Origin of the sequence: Rhizobium sp. NPDC090275, assembly GCF_044772225.1 — a bacterium.
Taxonomy (GTDB): Bacteria; Pseudomonadota; Alphaproteobacteria; order Rhizobiales; family Rhizobiaceae; genus Rhizobium.
Map to the genome: position 1 here is coordinate 114407 of NZ_JBIVYL010000012.1, position 12631 is coordinate 127037.

At 62.4% G+C, this 12631-nt stretch carries 16 protein-coding genes; 4 read left to right on the forward strand and 12 right to left on the reverse strand.

The window, feature by feature from the left end; all coding sequences use genetic code 11:
• Positions 1–3: 3 nt before the first annotated feature.
• Both ACIQUB_RS25950 and argH read right to left on the reverse strand, forming a co-directional pair.
• Positions 4–198 (reverse strand): lipoprotein, encoded by a 195-nt coding sequence (locus tag ACIQUB_RS25950; protein WP_112941407.1) that lies wholly within the window; start codon positions 196–198, stop codon positions 4–6.
• Positions 199–333: 135 nt separating this feature from the next.
• Positions 334–1734, reverse strand: a complete 1401-nt coding sequence (gene argH, locus ACIQUB_RS25955) for an argininosuccinate lyase (protein WP_113235407.1) — start codon at positions 1732–1734, stop codon at positions 334–336.
• A gap of 42 nt (positions 1735–1776) precedes the next feature.
• Here argH and ACIQUB_RS25960 point away from each other — a divergent pair, with 42 nt between their 5' ends.
• Positions 1777–2439, forward strand: a complete 663-nt coding sequence (locus ACIQUB_RS25960) for a thiol:disulfide interchange protein TlpA (protein ID WP_111565130.1) — start codon at positions 1777–1779, stop codon at positions 2437–2439.
• Between the two features lie 264 nt (positions 2440–2703).
• Here ACIQUB_RS25960 and ACIQUB_RS25965 read toward each other — a convergent pair whose 3' ends face one another.
• The 7 genes from ACIQUB_RS25965 to ACIQUB_RS25995 form a co-directional block, all read right to left on the reverse strand.
• The gene (locus ACIQUB_RS25965; protein ID WP_026283550.1) at positions 2704–3585 is read right to left on the reverse strand and encodes a 3-hydroxybutyryl-CoA dehydrogenase; all 882 of its coding nucleotides are present in this window, start codon (positions 3583–3585) and stop codon (positions 2704–2706) included.
• Positions 3586–3772: 187 nt separating this feature from the next.
• Positions 3773–4702, reverse strand: a complete 930-nt coding sequence (locus ACIQUB_RS25970) for an electron transfer flavoprotein subunit alpha/FixB family protein (protein WP_113235403.1) — start codon at positions 4700–4702, stop codon at positions 3773–3775.
• A 23-nt stretch (positions 4703–4725) separates the two neighbouring features.
• The gene (locus ACIQUB_RS25975) at positions 4726–5484 is read right to left on the reverse strand and encodes an electron transfer flavoprotein subunit beta/FixA family protein (protein WP_113235402.1); all 759 of its coding nucleotides are present in this window, start codon (positions 5482–5484) and stop codon (positions 4726–4728) included.
• A gap of 173 nt (positions 5485–5657) precedes the next feature.
• Positions 5658–6443 (reverse strand): rhomboid family intramembrane serine protease, encoded by a 786-nt coding sequence (locus ACIQUB_RS25980; protein WP_113235401.1) that lies wholly within the window; start codon positions 6441–6443, stop codon positions 5658–5660.
• A gap of 37 nt (positions 6444–6480) precedes the next feature.
• Entirely contained in the window at positions 6481–7059 is a 579-nt protein-coding gene (locus tag ACIQUB_RS25985; protein ID WP_113200669.1) for a cob(I)yrinic acid a,c-diamide adenosyltransferase, read from the reverse strand.
• 26 nt (positions 7060–7085) lie between these two features.
• Positions 7086–7289, reverse strand: a complete 204-nt coding sequence (locus tag ACIQUB_RS25990) for a twin transmembrane helix small protein (RefSeq protein WP_018901506.1) — start codon at positions 7287–7289, stop codon at positions 7086–7088.
• Between the two features lie 15 nt (positions 7290–7304).
• Positions 7305–8138, reverse strand: a complete 834-nt coding sequence (locus tag ACIQUB_RS25995) for an SDR family oxidoreductase (RefSeq protein WP_113009481.1) — start codon at positions 8136–8138, stop codon at positions 7305–7307.
• Between the two features lie 77 nt (positions 8139–8215).
• On the opposite strand from ACIQUB_RS25995, the gene ACIQUB_RS26000 reads away from it, so the two are divergent.
• Positions 8216–9148, forward strand: coding sequence for a YihY/virulence factor BrkB family protein (locus ACIQUB_RS26000; RefSeq protein ID WP_047508642.1), 933 nt, complete (start codon positions 8216–8218; stop codon positions 9146–9148).
• On the opposite strand, the gene gluQRS is transcribed toward ACIQUB_RS26000, so the two are convergent.
• Positions 9095–9976, reverse strand: coding sequence for a tRNA glutamyl-Q(34) synthetase GluQRS (gene gluQRS / locus ACIQUB_RS26005; protein WP_113235406.1), 882 nt, complete (start codon positions 9974–9976; stop codon positions 9095–9097). The genes ACIQUB_RS26000 and gluQRS overlap by 54 nt on opposite strands.
• Before the next feature lie 40 nt (positions 9977–10016).
• Here gluQRS and ACIQUB_RS26010 point away from each other — a divergent pair, with 40 nt between their 5' ends.
• Positions 10017–10661 carry a DNA-3-methyladenine glycosylase gene (locus tag ACIQUB_RS26010; protein ID WP_113235400.1) on the forward strand — a complete coding sequence of 215 codons (645 nt, stop codon included), beginning with the start codon at positions 10017–10019 and terminating at the stop codon, positions 10659–10661.
• 111 nt (positions 10662–10772) lie between these two features.
• Positions 10773–11330 (forward strand): HNH endonuclease, encoded by a 558-nt coding sequence (locus tag ACIQUB_RS26015; RefSeq protein WP_018901511.1) that lies wholly within the window; start codon positions 10773–10775, stop codon positions 11328–11330.
• Positions 11331–11411: 81 nt separating this feature from the next.
• Here ACIQUB_RS26015 and ACIQUB_RS26020 read toward each other — a convergent pair whose 3' ends face one another.
• Both ACIQUB_RS26020 and ACIQUB_RS26025 read right to left on the reverse strand, forming a co-directional pair.
• On the reverse strand, positions 11412–11918 hold the full coding sequence (locus ACIQUB_RS26020; protein WP_018901512.1) for a disulfide bond formation protein B: 507 nt from the start codon (positions 11916–11918) through the stop codon (positions 11412–11414).
• A 42-nt stretch (positions 11919–11960) separates the two neighbouring features.
• The gene (locus ACIQUB_RS26025; protein ID WP_018901513.1) at positions 11961–12557 is read right to left on the reverse strand and encodes a YqaA family protein; all 597 of its coding nucleotides are present in this window, start codon (positions 12555–12557) and stop codon (positions 11961–11963) included.
• Positions 12558–12631: the final 74 nt, after the last annotated feature.

The window sequence follows — 12631 nt, forward strand, 5'->3', positions numbered from 1 at the left end:
CTGTTACAGAAGAGGATCGAGGAAGAAGTGCTTGTCCTTGACACCGGGCTGCTGCGTCGGTTTGGACGAGTCGCCCTCCTTCGTTGCCTGCACGCTTGGCGGATCGAGGTCGCCCTTGCGCCCGCATCCGGCGACGGCAAGGCCGATCACGGCAAAAACGACCGTCAGGCGGATGATCTGCGGGAAGCTGGTCTGCATGGAATTCCTCTTGGGAAGCGGCACGATGGACACCTTCATAGCGAAGTTTATCCGCCTTGTGCACCCTGATTGTTGCGGTCTCGCGCTTTGCGAAATCGAAGGGGCGAAGCGGGTTGCGCTCCGCCCTTTTCGGGATCAGTTGCGGGCGCGCCAGTAGGCGATCTGCTTCCTGACTTCAGACGGTGCGGTGCCGCCGAAGCTCTTGCGGCTGGCGACCGAGGCCTCGACGGTAAGCACGTCGTAGACCTTGTCCGTGATCGCGGCGTTGATTGCCTGCAGATCGGCGAGCGACAGGTCGGAGAGATCGCAGCCCTTGCTTTCGGCAAGAGCGACGGCCCGGCCGGTCACATGGTGAGCGTCGCGGAAGGGCAGGCCCGCCTCGCGCACCAGCCAGTCGGCGAGGTCGGTCGCGGTCGAGTAACCGGTGCCGGCGGCAGCCTTCATGCGCTCGGTGTTGATCGTCAGGTCGCGGACCATGCCGGTCATCGCGGCGATGGCGAGCTCCAGGCTTTCGGCTGCGTCGAAGACCTGTTCCTTGTCTTCCTGCATGTCCTTGGAATAGGCGAGCGGCAGGCCCTTCATGATTGTTAAAAGCGCGATCAGCGAGCCGTTGATGCGGCCGGTCTTGGCGCGCACCAGCTCGGCGGCATCGGGGTTCTTCTTCTGCGGCATGATCGAGGAGCCGGTGGAGAAGGCGTCCGACAGGCGCACGAAGCCGAACTGCGGCGTCGACCAGATGACGATTTCTTCTGCCAGGCGCGACAGGTGCATGGCGCAGATCGATGCCAGCGCCAGGAACTCGATGGCGAAGTCGCGGTCGGAGACGGTGTCGATCGAATTGCGGGTCGGCTCGCGGAAGCCGAGCGCCTTCGCCGTCATGTGGCGGTCGATCGGATAGCCGGTACCGGCAAGGGCCGCCGAGCCGATCGGGCTCTCGTCCAGATGCTCGATGGCGTGGCGCACGCGCGAGCGGTCGCGGCCGAACATCTCGACATAGGCCATGCAGTGATGGCCGAAGGTGACGGGCTGGGCGGTCTGCAGATGCGTGAAGCCGGGCATGACGGTTTCGGCATGCTCTTCGGCGCGGTCGAGGAAGGCCGCGATCAGGTTGGTCAGCAGCTGTTCGGTCTTCTGCAGTTCTTCCTTGACCCACAGGCGGAAATCGAGCGCCACCTGGTCGTTGCGCGAGCGGGCGGTGTGCAGGCGGCCGGCGGCCGGGCCGATCAGCGTTGCAAGGCGTGCCTCGACATTCATGTGAATGTCCTCGAGCTTGCGGGAGAATTCGAAATTGCCGCTCTCGATTTCTGACAGGATCGTGTTTAGCCCTTCGACGATCTTGTCCTTATCATCGGCCGAAATGATAGCCTGGTGGGCGAGCATGGTGGCGTGGGCGATCGATCCGCGAATATCCTGCGCAAACAGCTTCTTGTCGAAACCGATCGAGGCATTTATCTCCTCCATGATCGCATCTGGGCCGGAAGCGAAACGTCCGCCCCACATCTGGTTGGAGGATTTGGTGTCCGTGCTGTCGGCCATGAAAGATGCCTGCCTTGAAGAACGCGTGTCCGGGAGAATGAAATGACAACAAGAACGCCCTTGCGCCTGCCATCCCTGAAACTGATCGGGATCGCGGTCGTCGCAGGCATTATTGCCGGTGCGGCAGCGGTTTACATTAAGGAGACGGGGTCTGGCAATGGCGGCGCCGATATGGCGGCGGGCGAATGCAAGGCCACGAAGGACATCGCGACCCGCATCAAGCCCTTCCTGAAGGGCGAGGTGGCCGCCATGGTGGCGCCCGAACAGCCGGTCCGGATGACATCGATCGCCTTCAAGGATGCCGACGGCAAGCCGATGACGCTCGACCATTTCGCCGGCAAGACGGTGCTCTTCAATCTCTGGGCGACATGGTGCGTGCCCTGCCGCGAGGAAATGCCGGCGCTGAACGCGCTGGAGAAAGAACTCGGCAGCGACAAGTTCCAGGTGGTGCCCGTCAACATCGACACCGGCGACGACGAGAAGCCGAAGACGTTTCTCTCCGAGACGGGCGTCGATGCGCTTAAGCTTTACCGCGACGACACGATCGCGGTGTTCAACGGGCTGAAGAAGCAGGGGCTGGCGTTCGGTCTGCCGGTGACGTTGCTGATCGACGACAAGGGGTGCCTGATCTCGGCGATGAACGGCCCGGCGGCCTGGGATAGCGCGGATGCCAAGGCGCTGATCAAGGGGGCTGTGGGGATTTAGTTTTTTTGGGGGGGGTGGTCGTCGCGGCGTTTGCGCCCGTGGCCCCCTCATCGCCTCGCTGACGCTCCGGCACTTCTCCCCGTTGGGGAGAAGGGGCAGGTGGTGGCGTTTTGCGCTTCTCAGGCCTTTGGATAGAAAACTTCGCTGATGGTTAGGCGAGCAGCCCGCCCCGAGTCTCTTCTCCCCAACGGGGAGAAGGTGCCGGCAGGCGGATGAGGGGGCTCCAGGCTCGGCGATTACAGCCGGTCTTCCGAAGACTAAACCCTACCGCGTCGGAACCGGAACCTCACCGCGATAATCATAGAACCCACGCCCCGACTTCCGTCCAAGCCAGCCGGCTTCGACATACTTCACCAGCAGCGGGCAGGGGCGGTACTTGCTGTCCGCCAGGCCGTCATGCAGCACCTGCATGATCGACAGGCAGGTGTCGAGGCCGATGAAGTCGGCGAGTTGCAGCGGGCCCATGGGGTGGTTGGCGCCGAGTTTCATGGCGGTGTCGATGGCATCGACGGTGCCGACGCCTTCGTAGAGCGTGTAGATCGCCTCGTTGATCATCGGCAGCAGGATACGGTTGACGATGAAGGCCGGGAAGTCCTCGGCGACGGTCACGGTCTTTTCGAGCGAGGCCACGAATTCGCGGGCCTTCTTGAAGGTGGTCTCTTCGGTGGCGATCCCGCGCACGAGCTCGACCAGCTTCATCACCGGCACCGGGTTCATGAAATGGATGCCCATGAAACGCTCGGGGCGGTCGGTGGCGGATGCCAGGCGGGTGATCGAAAGAGAAGAGGTGTTGGTGGCGATGATCGCTTCCGGCTTCAGGACCGGACAGACCGTAGCGTAGATCTTGCGCTTGACGCTTTCGTCCTCGGTCGCGGCCTCGATGACGAGATCGGAGGAGGCGAGGTCGTTGATGTCGGCGGAGCCCGATATCAAGGAAAGCGTGCTCGAACGCTCCTCGTCGGTCATCTTGCCGCTGGTGACGTGGCGGGCGAGGTTGCCGTTGATGGTGGCGAGCCCGCGCTCGATGCGATCCTGGGTGAGATCGTAGATGTGGACCTTGTAGCCTGCGCTAGCCGAAACCTGCGCGATGCCGCAACCCATCTGGCCCGCGCCGATAATTCCGATTGTCTTGAACACCGCAGTCATCTCCACACCCCTGCTCGGCCTTCGCCCCCGCGATTGCCGTACCTATTCAACAAAACTGCCGGACGAATGATCGCCCGGCAGCAGTAGTAGCCCCTAAAAAGATAATTTTCCAGTCGCTCGCATGTGCGAAAGATGACGCGCGATCATGGAAGCCCGGGGTCGCATGCGAAACCGGGCATCCACCGACTTAGAGAGCCTTCTGCAGCTCGGGCAGGGCGTCGAAGAGATCGGCGACGAGGCCGAAATCGGCGACCTGGAAGATCGGTGCTTCCTCGTCCTTGTTGATCGCGACGATGACCTTCGAATCCTTCATGCCGGCCAGATGCTGGATGGCACCGGAGATGCCGCAGGCGATGTAGAGATCGGGTGCGACCACCTTGCCGGTCTGGCCAACCTGCCAGTCGTTCGGCGCGTAGCCGGCATCGACGGCAGCGCGCGAGGCACCGACGGCAGCACCGAGCTTGTCGGCAACCGGCAGGATGACTTCCTGGAACTTCTCCGAGGAACCCAGTGCGCGGCCGCCGGAGATGATGATCTTGGCCGAGGTCAGTTCCGGACGGTCGGAGGTCGACAGCGCATCCTTGACGAAGGTGGAGAGACCCGGATCGGAGACGGCGGGGATCGCCTCGACGGAAGCCGAACCGCCCTCAGGGGCAGCGGCGAAGGACGCCGTGCGCACGGTGATGACCTTCTTGGCGTCGGTCGACTGCACCGTCTGAATGGCGTTGCCGGCATAGATCGGGCGCTTGAAGGTGTCCGCCGAGACGACTTCGATGATCTCGGAGACCTGGGCGACGTCGAGCAGGGCGGCAACGCGCGGCAGGACGTTCTTGCCGACCGAGGTGGCGGCCGAGATGATGGTGTCGTAGCCGGCTGCCATCGAAACGATCAGGTCGGCCAGCGGCTCGGCCAGATTGTTGGCAAGCTCGTCGCTTTCGGCGAGCAGGACCTTGGAGACGCCGGAGAGCTTGGCGGCGGCATCGGCTGCGGGCTTTGCGCCCTTGCCGGCGACCAGCACATGCACGTCGCCGCCGATCTTGGCAGCTGCCGCAAGCGTCTTGGCGGTCTGGTCGGAAAGGGTTGCGTTGTCGTGATCAGCCAGAAGAAGAATGGCCATGATGATATCTCCTTTCTCGAACCTTAGAGGACGCCAGCGGACTTGAGCTTTTCGACGAGCTCAGCGACCGATGCGACCTTGACGCCTGCCTTGCGGCCGGAGGGTTCTTCGGTCTTCAGCACCTTGAGCTTCGGCGCCGTGGAAACGCCAAAATCGGCGGGCGCCTTCTTATCGAGCGGCTTCTTCTTCGCCTTCATGATGTTGGGCAGCGAAGCGTAGCGCGGCTCGTTAAGACGCAGGTCGGTGGTGACCACGGCAGGCAACTTGACCTCGATCGTCTGCAGGCCGCCGTCGACTTCGCGGGTCACGGTTGCCTTGCCCCCAGGGCCAGCAGAGTCGATCTCGATCTTCGAGGCGAAGGTGGCCTGAGCGGTGCCCAAGAGGGCCGCCAGCATCTGGCCGGTCTGGTTCGAATCGTCATCGATCGCCTGCTTGCCGACGATGATGAGGCCCGGCTGTTCGGCGTCGGCGACGCCCTTCAGGATCTTGGCGACGGCGAGCGGCTCGACCTGGTCGTCGGTCTCGACCAGAATGGCGCGGTCGGCGCCCATGGCGAGCGCGGTGCGCAGCGTTTCTTCAGCCTTGGCCGGACCGATCGAGACCACGATCACTTCCTCTGCCTTGCCGGCTTCCTTCAGGCGAAGCGCCTCTTCCACCGAGATTTCGTCGAAGGGGTTCATCGACATCTTGATGTTGGCCAGTTCGACGCCCGTGCCATCCGGCTTCACGCGGATCTTCACGTTGTAATCAACCACCCGCTTTACTGGGACGAGAATCTTCATGTGGTCCTTCCTTCAACTCTTTCGCCAAGAAAATGCGCGTTTCCGCGCTGCTCCGATTGTCGAATGGCGACATGGATACGCGTTTTTCCTCCAAAGACAACGCTTCCATGACGCAGACAGGCAAATTCCATGGGGATTATATTACCTTTACGTTCACGTCAATATTTTCGGCTTCATTTGTCCCAGGGCAAGCGCGGGCGGGGTGGCTGGCCGGGGACAGTGATCATGGCGGGATTGGGGGTCGGGCGGTCGCGCACGGCCTTGGGCGTCACCACCTCGCTGTCGAAGAGCGGCACCCCGCGCCGGCGCATGACGAGCACCAGCAGAGCGCCGGCTATGATGCCGCCGACATGGGCGCCCCAGGAGACGTTACCATCAGGCTCGAGCGCCAGCATGACGAATTGCTGGCCGGTCCAGAGGATCAACGGCACGAAGGCTGGAAGCGGGAGCGGCACGCGCATGAAGACCAGCACCCAGACCTTCACGCGCGGGTGCAACATCAGATAGGCGGCGACCACACCCGATATGGCGCCGGACGCGCCGATCAGCGGCGCCTGCGAGGTCATGCCGATCAGGCCATGCACAAGCGCGCCGGAGATGGCGCAAAGGAGATAGAAGACGAGAAAGCGCAGATGGCCCATCGCATCCTCGACATTGTCGCCGAAGACCCAGAGGAACAGCATGTTGGAGGCAAGGTGCCAGAAGCCGGAATGGACGAAGGAATAGCTGATGTAAGTCAGCGGCTCGGGCGTGATTGCGAGCGCCGGTTCGAGATGGGCGTAGTGGAAGGCGACCGCCGGGATGTAGCCGAGGCCGACGAAGGCCGCCTGCGCGACCGATTCCGTGGCGATGACGCCGGTAAACAGCCAGACGACGATGTTGACCGCGATCAGCCCCATCGTCACCCATTGCAGCTTGATATGCTTCAGCGTGTTGGCATCGTGCAGCGGTATGAACATATGGGCCGGCGGTCCAGTTGCTTGATATCAGTCAAACCTAGCGGTTTTTTCCGGGAACCCAAAGCACATCCGCATGGCCGCGATCGTTGGCATGGCGGGCAGCCACGAAGAGGAAATCGGAGAGGCGGTTCACGTATTTCAGTGCCGCGGCACTGACGATCTCGCCTTCGCTGCGCGACAGCGTCACCATCAGCCGTTCGGCCCTACGGGTGATTGTGCGCGCCAGATGCAGGTGAGCTGCGGCGGAGTGGCCGCCCGGCAGCACGAAGGATTTGAGCGGCTGCAGATCGGCGTTCAGCTTGTCGATGTCGTTTTCGATGCGCGTCACCTGGCTTTCGACGATGCGCAGCGGCTCGTATTCCGGTGGCGTGCCGGTGTCGGGAGTGGCGAGATCGGCGCCGAGATCGAAGAGATCGTTCTGGATCGACATCAGCATGGAATCCAGATCGGGCATGCCCTGCATGTGAAGCCTGGCGATGCCGATCGCTGAATTGGCCTCGTCGATGGTGCCGAAGGCTTCGACGCGCAGATCATCCTTCAGCCGGCGCGGGCCGGCGACCAAGCCGGTCGTGCCGTCGTCGCCCGTCTTGGTGTAGATCTTGTTGAGCTTGACCATGCTTTATCTCCTCCTCGGTGGGGTGATCAGCTGGGGCGACCGCCGCCGGTCAGCCAGAGCGTCAGCATGATCAGGAGCACGGCGACGGCCTGCAGCAACACGCGCAGCTGCATCAGCTTGTTGGACAGGTTGGCGTCGCCGCCCTTCATCATGTTAAACAGGCCGCGGATCAGAACGATGGCGACAAGGCCCATCACGATGATGGCGAGAACGTAGACGACAGTAGACATTGGGTTTCCTCCTCCTCAATCGAACCTGCGCAGCAGCCGGTAGAAGAGGTCCGCGGGCAAGAGCTTTTTCAAGAACATGCCCTGCTTGGCCGGCCGCGTCACTGGGTAATGTGGTCGCGGGCGCGGGGCGTTCAATGCGTGCTTCAAGACATCATAGACGGCCTCGGGGCCGAGCTTGTGGCGGTTGGCAGGGCCGGAGCCGTCGAGCCTTGCCAGCTGGCGGCGGTAATCCACCGCATGCGCCGAGCCCCTGACATCGATGTGCTCGTTGATCTTCGCGAGCGAATTGGCGACGAAGCGGGAGGCGATCGGGCCGGGCTCGATCAGGCTGACATGGATGCCGCTGCCTTCGAGCTCCATGCGCAGCGTGATGCTCAGCCCCTCGAGGGCGAATTTCGAGGCGGTATAGGCACCGCGATAGCGGTAGGGCACGACGCCCAAGATCGACGAGCACTGGACGATACGGCCGCGGCCGCGCTTGCGCATCAGCGGAATGATCTGTCGCGTCAGCTCGTGCCAGCCGAAGAAGTTGGTCTCGAACTGCTCGCGCAGCACGTCCGTCGTCAGGTCCTCGACAGCGCCCGGCTGGCCATAGGCGCCATTGTTGAAGAGCGCGTCGATGCGTCCGCCGCTCAGCTCCGTGACCTCGCGGACGAAGTCGGCGATCGAATCGCTGCTGGTGTAATCCATGCGGAAGGCTTCGATACCATCGGCCTCAAGCGGCGCCAGATCGTCGAACTTTCTGACGGTCGCGAAAACGCGCCAGCCGTCGGCCTTCAACGCACGGGCACAATAAGCACCGATCCCGGACGAACATCCGGTAATGATGATAGTGCGTTGATCCGACATGGAATGATTCCTGTACAAACTAGGACTCGTTTCCCATATTCGATCGGGCGACACAATGAGGAATGCCGGGAGCCGGAATGCTGAAACTTTTTCGCATCTTGTATGATGTGCTTTACGATGCGATCTGGCATTTCCTTGAAGATGACGGCTTCGCCATGGCAAGCCATGTCGCGCTTTCCACGCTGCTTGCTGTCTTCCCATTCCTGATTTTCGGCACCGCGCTTGCCAATTTCCTCGGCGCAGACCAGTTCTCGATGACCGCCGTGCATCTCGTCTTCGACACCTGGCCAGAGGCGATCGCCAAGCCGCTCGCCGACCAGGTTCTCCTGGTGCTCACCGTGCCGCGCGGCGGGCTGTTGACGATCTCGGTGCTGGCCGCCGCCTACTTCGCCTCCAACGGCGTCGAGGCGCTGCGCATATCCCTTAACCGCGCCTACCGCGTGCAGGAAACGCGGCCGTGGTATTTCACCCGTCTTGCCAGCCTCGGCTTCGTGATGATCGCGGTGGTCATCTTCGCGGCGATCAGTATCCTGCTCGTGGCGGTGCCGCTGGCGCTCGATTATGCCCGGCAGTGGTTTCCGTTATTCGCCGACACGCTCGACATCGTCTTCAACTGGCGTATCTACGGCACGCTGTTCGTGCTGACGGTCGGTCTTCTGGTCGTGCATCTGTGGCTTCCGGCCGGACGACGCAGGGTGTTCGATGTCGTGCCGGGCGTGCTTCTGACGCTGATCCTGTGGTTCATCGGCGCGCTGATCTTCGCCTATTATCTCGCGACTTTCGCCAATTACGCCGCCACCTATGCGGGCCTCGCATCGGTGATGATCGTGCTGATCTTTCTCTACATGATCGGGGTGATCTTCATCATCGGCGCCGAGCTCAACGCGGCACTCCTGAAATTCCGGGTGCGGGCGATCTTCTCGCACAACTTCCTGAGCGGCCAGGGCCAGAAGCCGTCAAAGCCCGATGAGGTTGCGAATATCGTGCGCCGGGACGCCTCGGGCTCGTAGGTCCGAGAGGCCGGTATCGCCGCTGCTTTTCGAGAGCTTGCGGCCGGCCGCGTCGGTGACGAGGCGATGGTGATGATAGGTCGGTGCCGGAAGATCGAGCAGCGTCTGCAGCACGCGGTGCACCGAGGTCGCGTGGAAGAGATCGAGACCGCGCACGACATGGGTGACGCCCTGCAGCGCATCGTCGACCACCACGGAAAGATGATAGCTCGACGGCGCATCCGAGCGCGACAGCACGACATTGCCCCAGGACGAAGGGTCGGCGTCGATCACGCCTTGTTCGGCGTCGCCGGTCTCCTGCCATGTGAGCGGTTCGCCGATCAGGTCTAGCGCCTTCGCCATGTCCAGCCGCCAGGCGTGTTTCAGGCCGGAGGAGAGCATCGCCTGCCGCTCGGCTACGGGGCGGTCGCGATCGTCAGCGGGGTAGAGCGGTGAGCCATCTGGATCGCGCGGCCATGCGACGCCTTTTGTCTCTGATGCCGCGACCTTGGCCTTGACCTCGCCCCGGGTGAGGAAGGCGGGGTAGGCGAGGCCGCGGTCGATCAGGGTTGCCAATGCCGCTTGATAGGCGTCGAAGTGCTCCGATTGCCGGCGCACCGGCTCTTCCCAGTCGATATCGAGCCACTTGAGGTCTGCATAAATACCGGCTTCGAATTCGGGTGTGCAGCGGGTGAGATCTATGTCTTCGATGCGCAGCAGGAAGCGGCCGTCGGCGGCATCGGCCATGTCGCGGTTCAGGAAGGCCGAAAGCGCATGGCCGAGATGCAGCGGGCCGTTGGGGCTCGGGGCAAAACGGAAGACGGGCTTTTGACGGGGAATCGCGATCATGCTTTCTTCTGCCACGGATTTTTGAATATCGCGAGGAAGCGTGCATATCATTCGCAACGACGGGGATGTGGCCCAGGGATTGGCCGAACTCATCATCATCGACCCACGTCTCGTCTCGATCGCCGCCGATGCCGGTCCGCTGCCGCTGCGATTGCGGGAGCCTGGTTTCGAGGGTCTGGCGCATATCATCGTATCGCAGATGGTGTCGCGGGCGAGCGCCGAGGCGATCTGGCGGCGGATGCTGCCTGGTGATGCCGTGCTGACCGCCGAGGCCTATGCCGGTCTGCATCCGGAGGCGTGGCGCGAGGTCGGCTTGTCTCGCGCCAAGGCGGAGACGCTGATGCGGATCGCCGAGGCTGTCGCCTCCGGCGAGCTCGACCTGCAGGCACTCTCCGGCCTGCCGCCGGAAGAGGCTTTGGCGGCGCTGACGGCGCTGAAGGGCGTCGGGCCTTGGACAGCGGAGGTCTATCTGATGTTCTGCGGCGGCCACGCAGACGTCTTTCCGTCCGGCGACGTGGCGCTGCAGAATGCGGTGGCGGCTGCCTTCGGTTTGGATGCGCGTCCGGGGGCGCGACAGCTGGCAAAACTGGCGGCGGACTGGGCGCCGTGGAGATCGGTGGCGGCGCGGCTTTTCTGGGCGTATTATGCAGCGAAACTGGGCCGCGGCCTGGTTCCGGTCGGCTGAACGGCAACACATACAAATGCCATTGTGTGGCTTGAATTTATTGGACTTCACAATGCCGTCACAACCGGCCTAATATAAGAGTGCAGATGCCGAATCGATCAGGAGAGTGCCTTGACGATTGCTGTTTCACCTCAGGCCCTGCCAGCGCTCGTTCTGAACGCTGACTATCGGCCGCTGAGTTATTATCCCTTGTCGCTCTGGTCCTGGCAGGACGCGATCAAGGCGGTCTTTCTTGACCGTGTCAATATCATCGCGGAATACGAACATTCGGTCTCCTCGCCGAGCTATTCGATGCGGCTTCCGAGCGTCGTGTGCCTGAAAACCTATGTGCAGCCTTCGCGCAATCCGGCTTTCACGCGCTTCAACGTGTTCCTTCGCGACAAGTTCGAGTGCCAGTATTGCGGCGATCATAACGACCTGACCTTCGATCACGTCATTCCGCGCGCCCATGGCGGCGAGACGACGTGGCAGAATGTCGTGGCGGCCTGCTCTCCCTGCAATCTCAGGAAGGGCAGCAAGCTTCCGAAGCAGGCAGGCATGTTCCCGCACCAGAAACCCTACCAGCCGACCGTGCAGGACCTGCACAACAATGGCCGGCTCTTCCCGCCGAACTATCTGCACGACAGCTGGCTCGACTATCTCTACTGGGATAGCGAACTGCAGCCCTGATCCCCAGTCCAGCCCGTTTCCGGGCAGGACTGCTTCACGCTTCGATGGATCAGCCCGGCTTGGTCAGGCAGACTTCTCTGATCAGGCCGATTTGCGCACGCCGATAAAGGCGAAGGCGGCGAGGATGAGGCTTGCGATCACGTTCCAGCCAGCCATGGAGAGGCCAGCGACACGCAGTGCCGCTTCCGTGCAGGAGGGGCCCTTGATGGTGTTGAGTTCGGTCAGGAGATCGCCGGCATTCTGCGTCATGCTGCTGGCGCTGGTCGAGCAGGCGGTGGGGCCAGCCCAGAAGTGCCATTCGACACCGGCGTGATAGACGCCCATGCCCGCGCCGACGATCATCAGCAGGCCACCTGCGAGCAGGAAGGTGCGGCCGATCCAGTTGGGCAGGCCGAGCGCCGACGTGATGGCGCCGATGATGACCAGCGGGATGCCGTAATAATAGGGCTGGCGCTGCATCAGGCAGAGCTCGCAGGGAATATAGCCGCCGATATACTGGAAGCCGAGCGCGGAGCCGATGACCACGGCCATGCCGATCGCCAGCACGATGGAGTAGATGAAAGTGGGACGGCGGACAGAGAAGGTCATGCGGGGGCTCCGGGCAAATGGCGCATGGGGACTAATGGATAATCAGTGGGCAAGCAGCTTGTAGCCGACACCTGCCACGATCAGCACGCCGGCGACGATCGCGGTGATCTGGCCGAGGCGCTTTTCGATGAAGTGGCGGATCGGTTCGCCATAGCGACGCAGCAGCCAGGCGAGGAACAGGAAGCGCGCGCCACGGGCGATGATGGCCGAGATGATGAAGAAGCCGAGGTTCATGTGGATGACGCCGGCAAGAATGGTGACGATCTTGATCGGCGGCAGATGCGCGAGACCAGACGTCACCAGCAACAGCAGCAGGATTTCCCATTCGTCGTGGATGTAGGTTCGCATCTGCTCGAAGGCATCGAGCTTGCCGTAGAATTCAAGGACAGGGCGGGCGATCGTGTCATAGGCGTAATAGCCGAGCGCCCAGCCGGCGATGCCGCCGAGCACGGAAGCGACGGTCGCCACCAGCGCGTAGCGATAGGCGCGCTCGGGCTTGGCAAGTGCCATCGGAAGATAAAGGACATCGGCCGGAACGAGAAAGACGGAGCTTTCGACGAAGGCGATAACGGCAAGCCAGACTTCGGCCGATTTGCGAGATGCCAGCGACATGGTCCAGTCGTACAATCTGCGAAGCATTCCGGTCCTTTCAGGTTGCGTGCATGAGCTTTATGGGCCCGATATCGGCCTGTAAATGGCTGCTGTGTCAGTCA

What these genes read in the sequence shown, in the direction of transcription:
- ACIQUB_RS25980 (WP_113235401.1), bottom strand. Translation starts at nt 6,443, where the DNA reads ATGTTCATACCGCTGCACGATGCCAACACGCTGAAGCATATCAAGCTG.
- gluQRS (WP_113235406.1), bottom strand. Translation starts at nt 9,976, where the DNA reads ATGATCGCGATTCCCCGTCAAAAGCCCGTCTTCCGTTTTGCCCCGAGC.
- ACIQUB_RS25985 (WP_113200669.1), bottom strand. Translation starts at nt 7,059, where the DNA reads ATGGTCAAGCTCAACAAGATCTACACCAAGACGGGCGACGACGGCACG.
- ACIQUB_RS25975 (WP_113235402.1), bottom strand. Translation starts at nt 5,484, where the DNA reads ATGAAGATTCTCGTCCCAGTAAAGCGGGTGGTTGATTACAACGTGAAG.
- ACIQUB_RS25960 (WP_111565130.1), top strand. Translation starts at nt 1,777, where the DNA reads ATGACAACAAGAACGCCCTTGCGCCTGCCATCCCTGAAACTGATCGGG.
- ACIQUB_RS25970 (WP_113235403.1), bottom strand. Translation starts at nt 4,702, where the DNA reads ATGGCCATTCTTCTTCTGGCTGATCACGACAACGCAACCCTTTCCGAC.
- ACIQUB_RS25990 (WP_018901506.1), bottom strand. Translation starts at nt 7,289, where the DNA reads ATGTCTACTGTCGTCTACGTTCTCGCCATCATCGTGATGGGCCTTGTC.
- argH (WP_113235407.1), bottom strand. Translation starts at nt 1,734, where the DNA reads ATGGCCGACAGCACGGACACCAAATCCTCCAACCAGATGTGGGGCGGA.
- ACIQUB_RS25950 (WP_112941407.1), bottom strand. Translation starts at nt 198, where the DNA reads ATGCAGACCAGCTTCCCGCAGATCATCCGCCTGACGGTCGTTTTTGCC.
- ACIQUB_RS26020 (WP_018901512.1), bottom strand. Translation starts at nt 11,918, where the DNA reads ATGACCTTCTCTGTCCGCCGTCCCACTTTCATCTACTCCATCGTGCTG.
- ACIQUB_RS25965 (WP_026283550.1), bottom strand. Translation starts at nt 3,585, where the DNA reads ATGACTGCGGTGTTCAAGACAATCGGAATTATCGGCGCGGGCCAGATG.
- ACIQUB_RS26000 (WP_047508642.1), top strand. Translation starts at nt 8,216, where the DNA reads ATGCTGAAACTTTTTCGCATCTTGTATGATGTGCTTTACGATGCGATC.
- ACIQUB_RS25995 (WP_113009481.1), bottom strand. Translation starts at nt 8,138, where the DNA reads ATGTCGGATCAACGCACTATCATCATTACCGGATGTTCGTCCGGGATC.
- ACIQUB_RS26025 (WP_018901513.1), bottom strand. Translation starts at nt 12,557, where the DNA reads ATGCTTCGCAGATTGTACGACTGGACCATGTCGCTGGCATCTCGCAAA.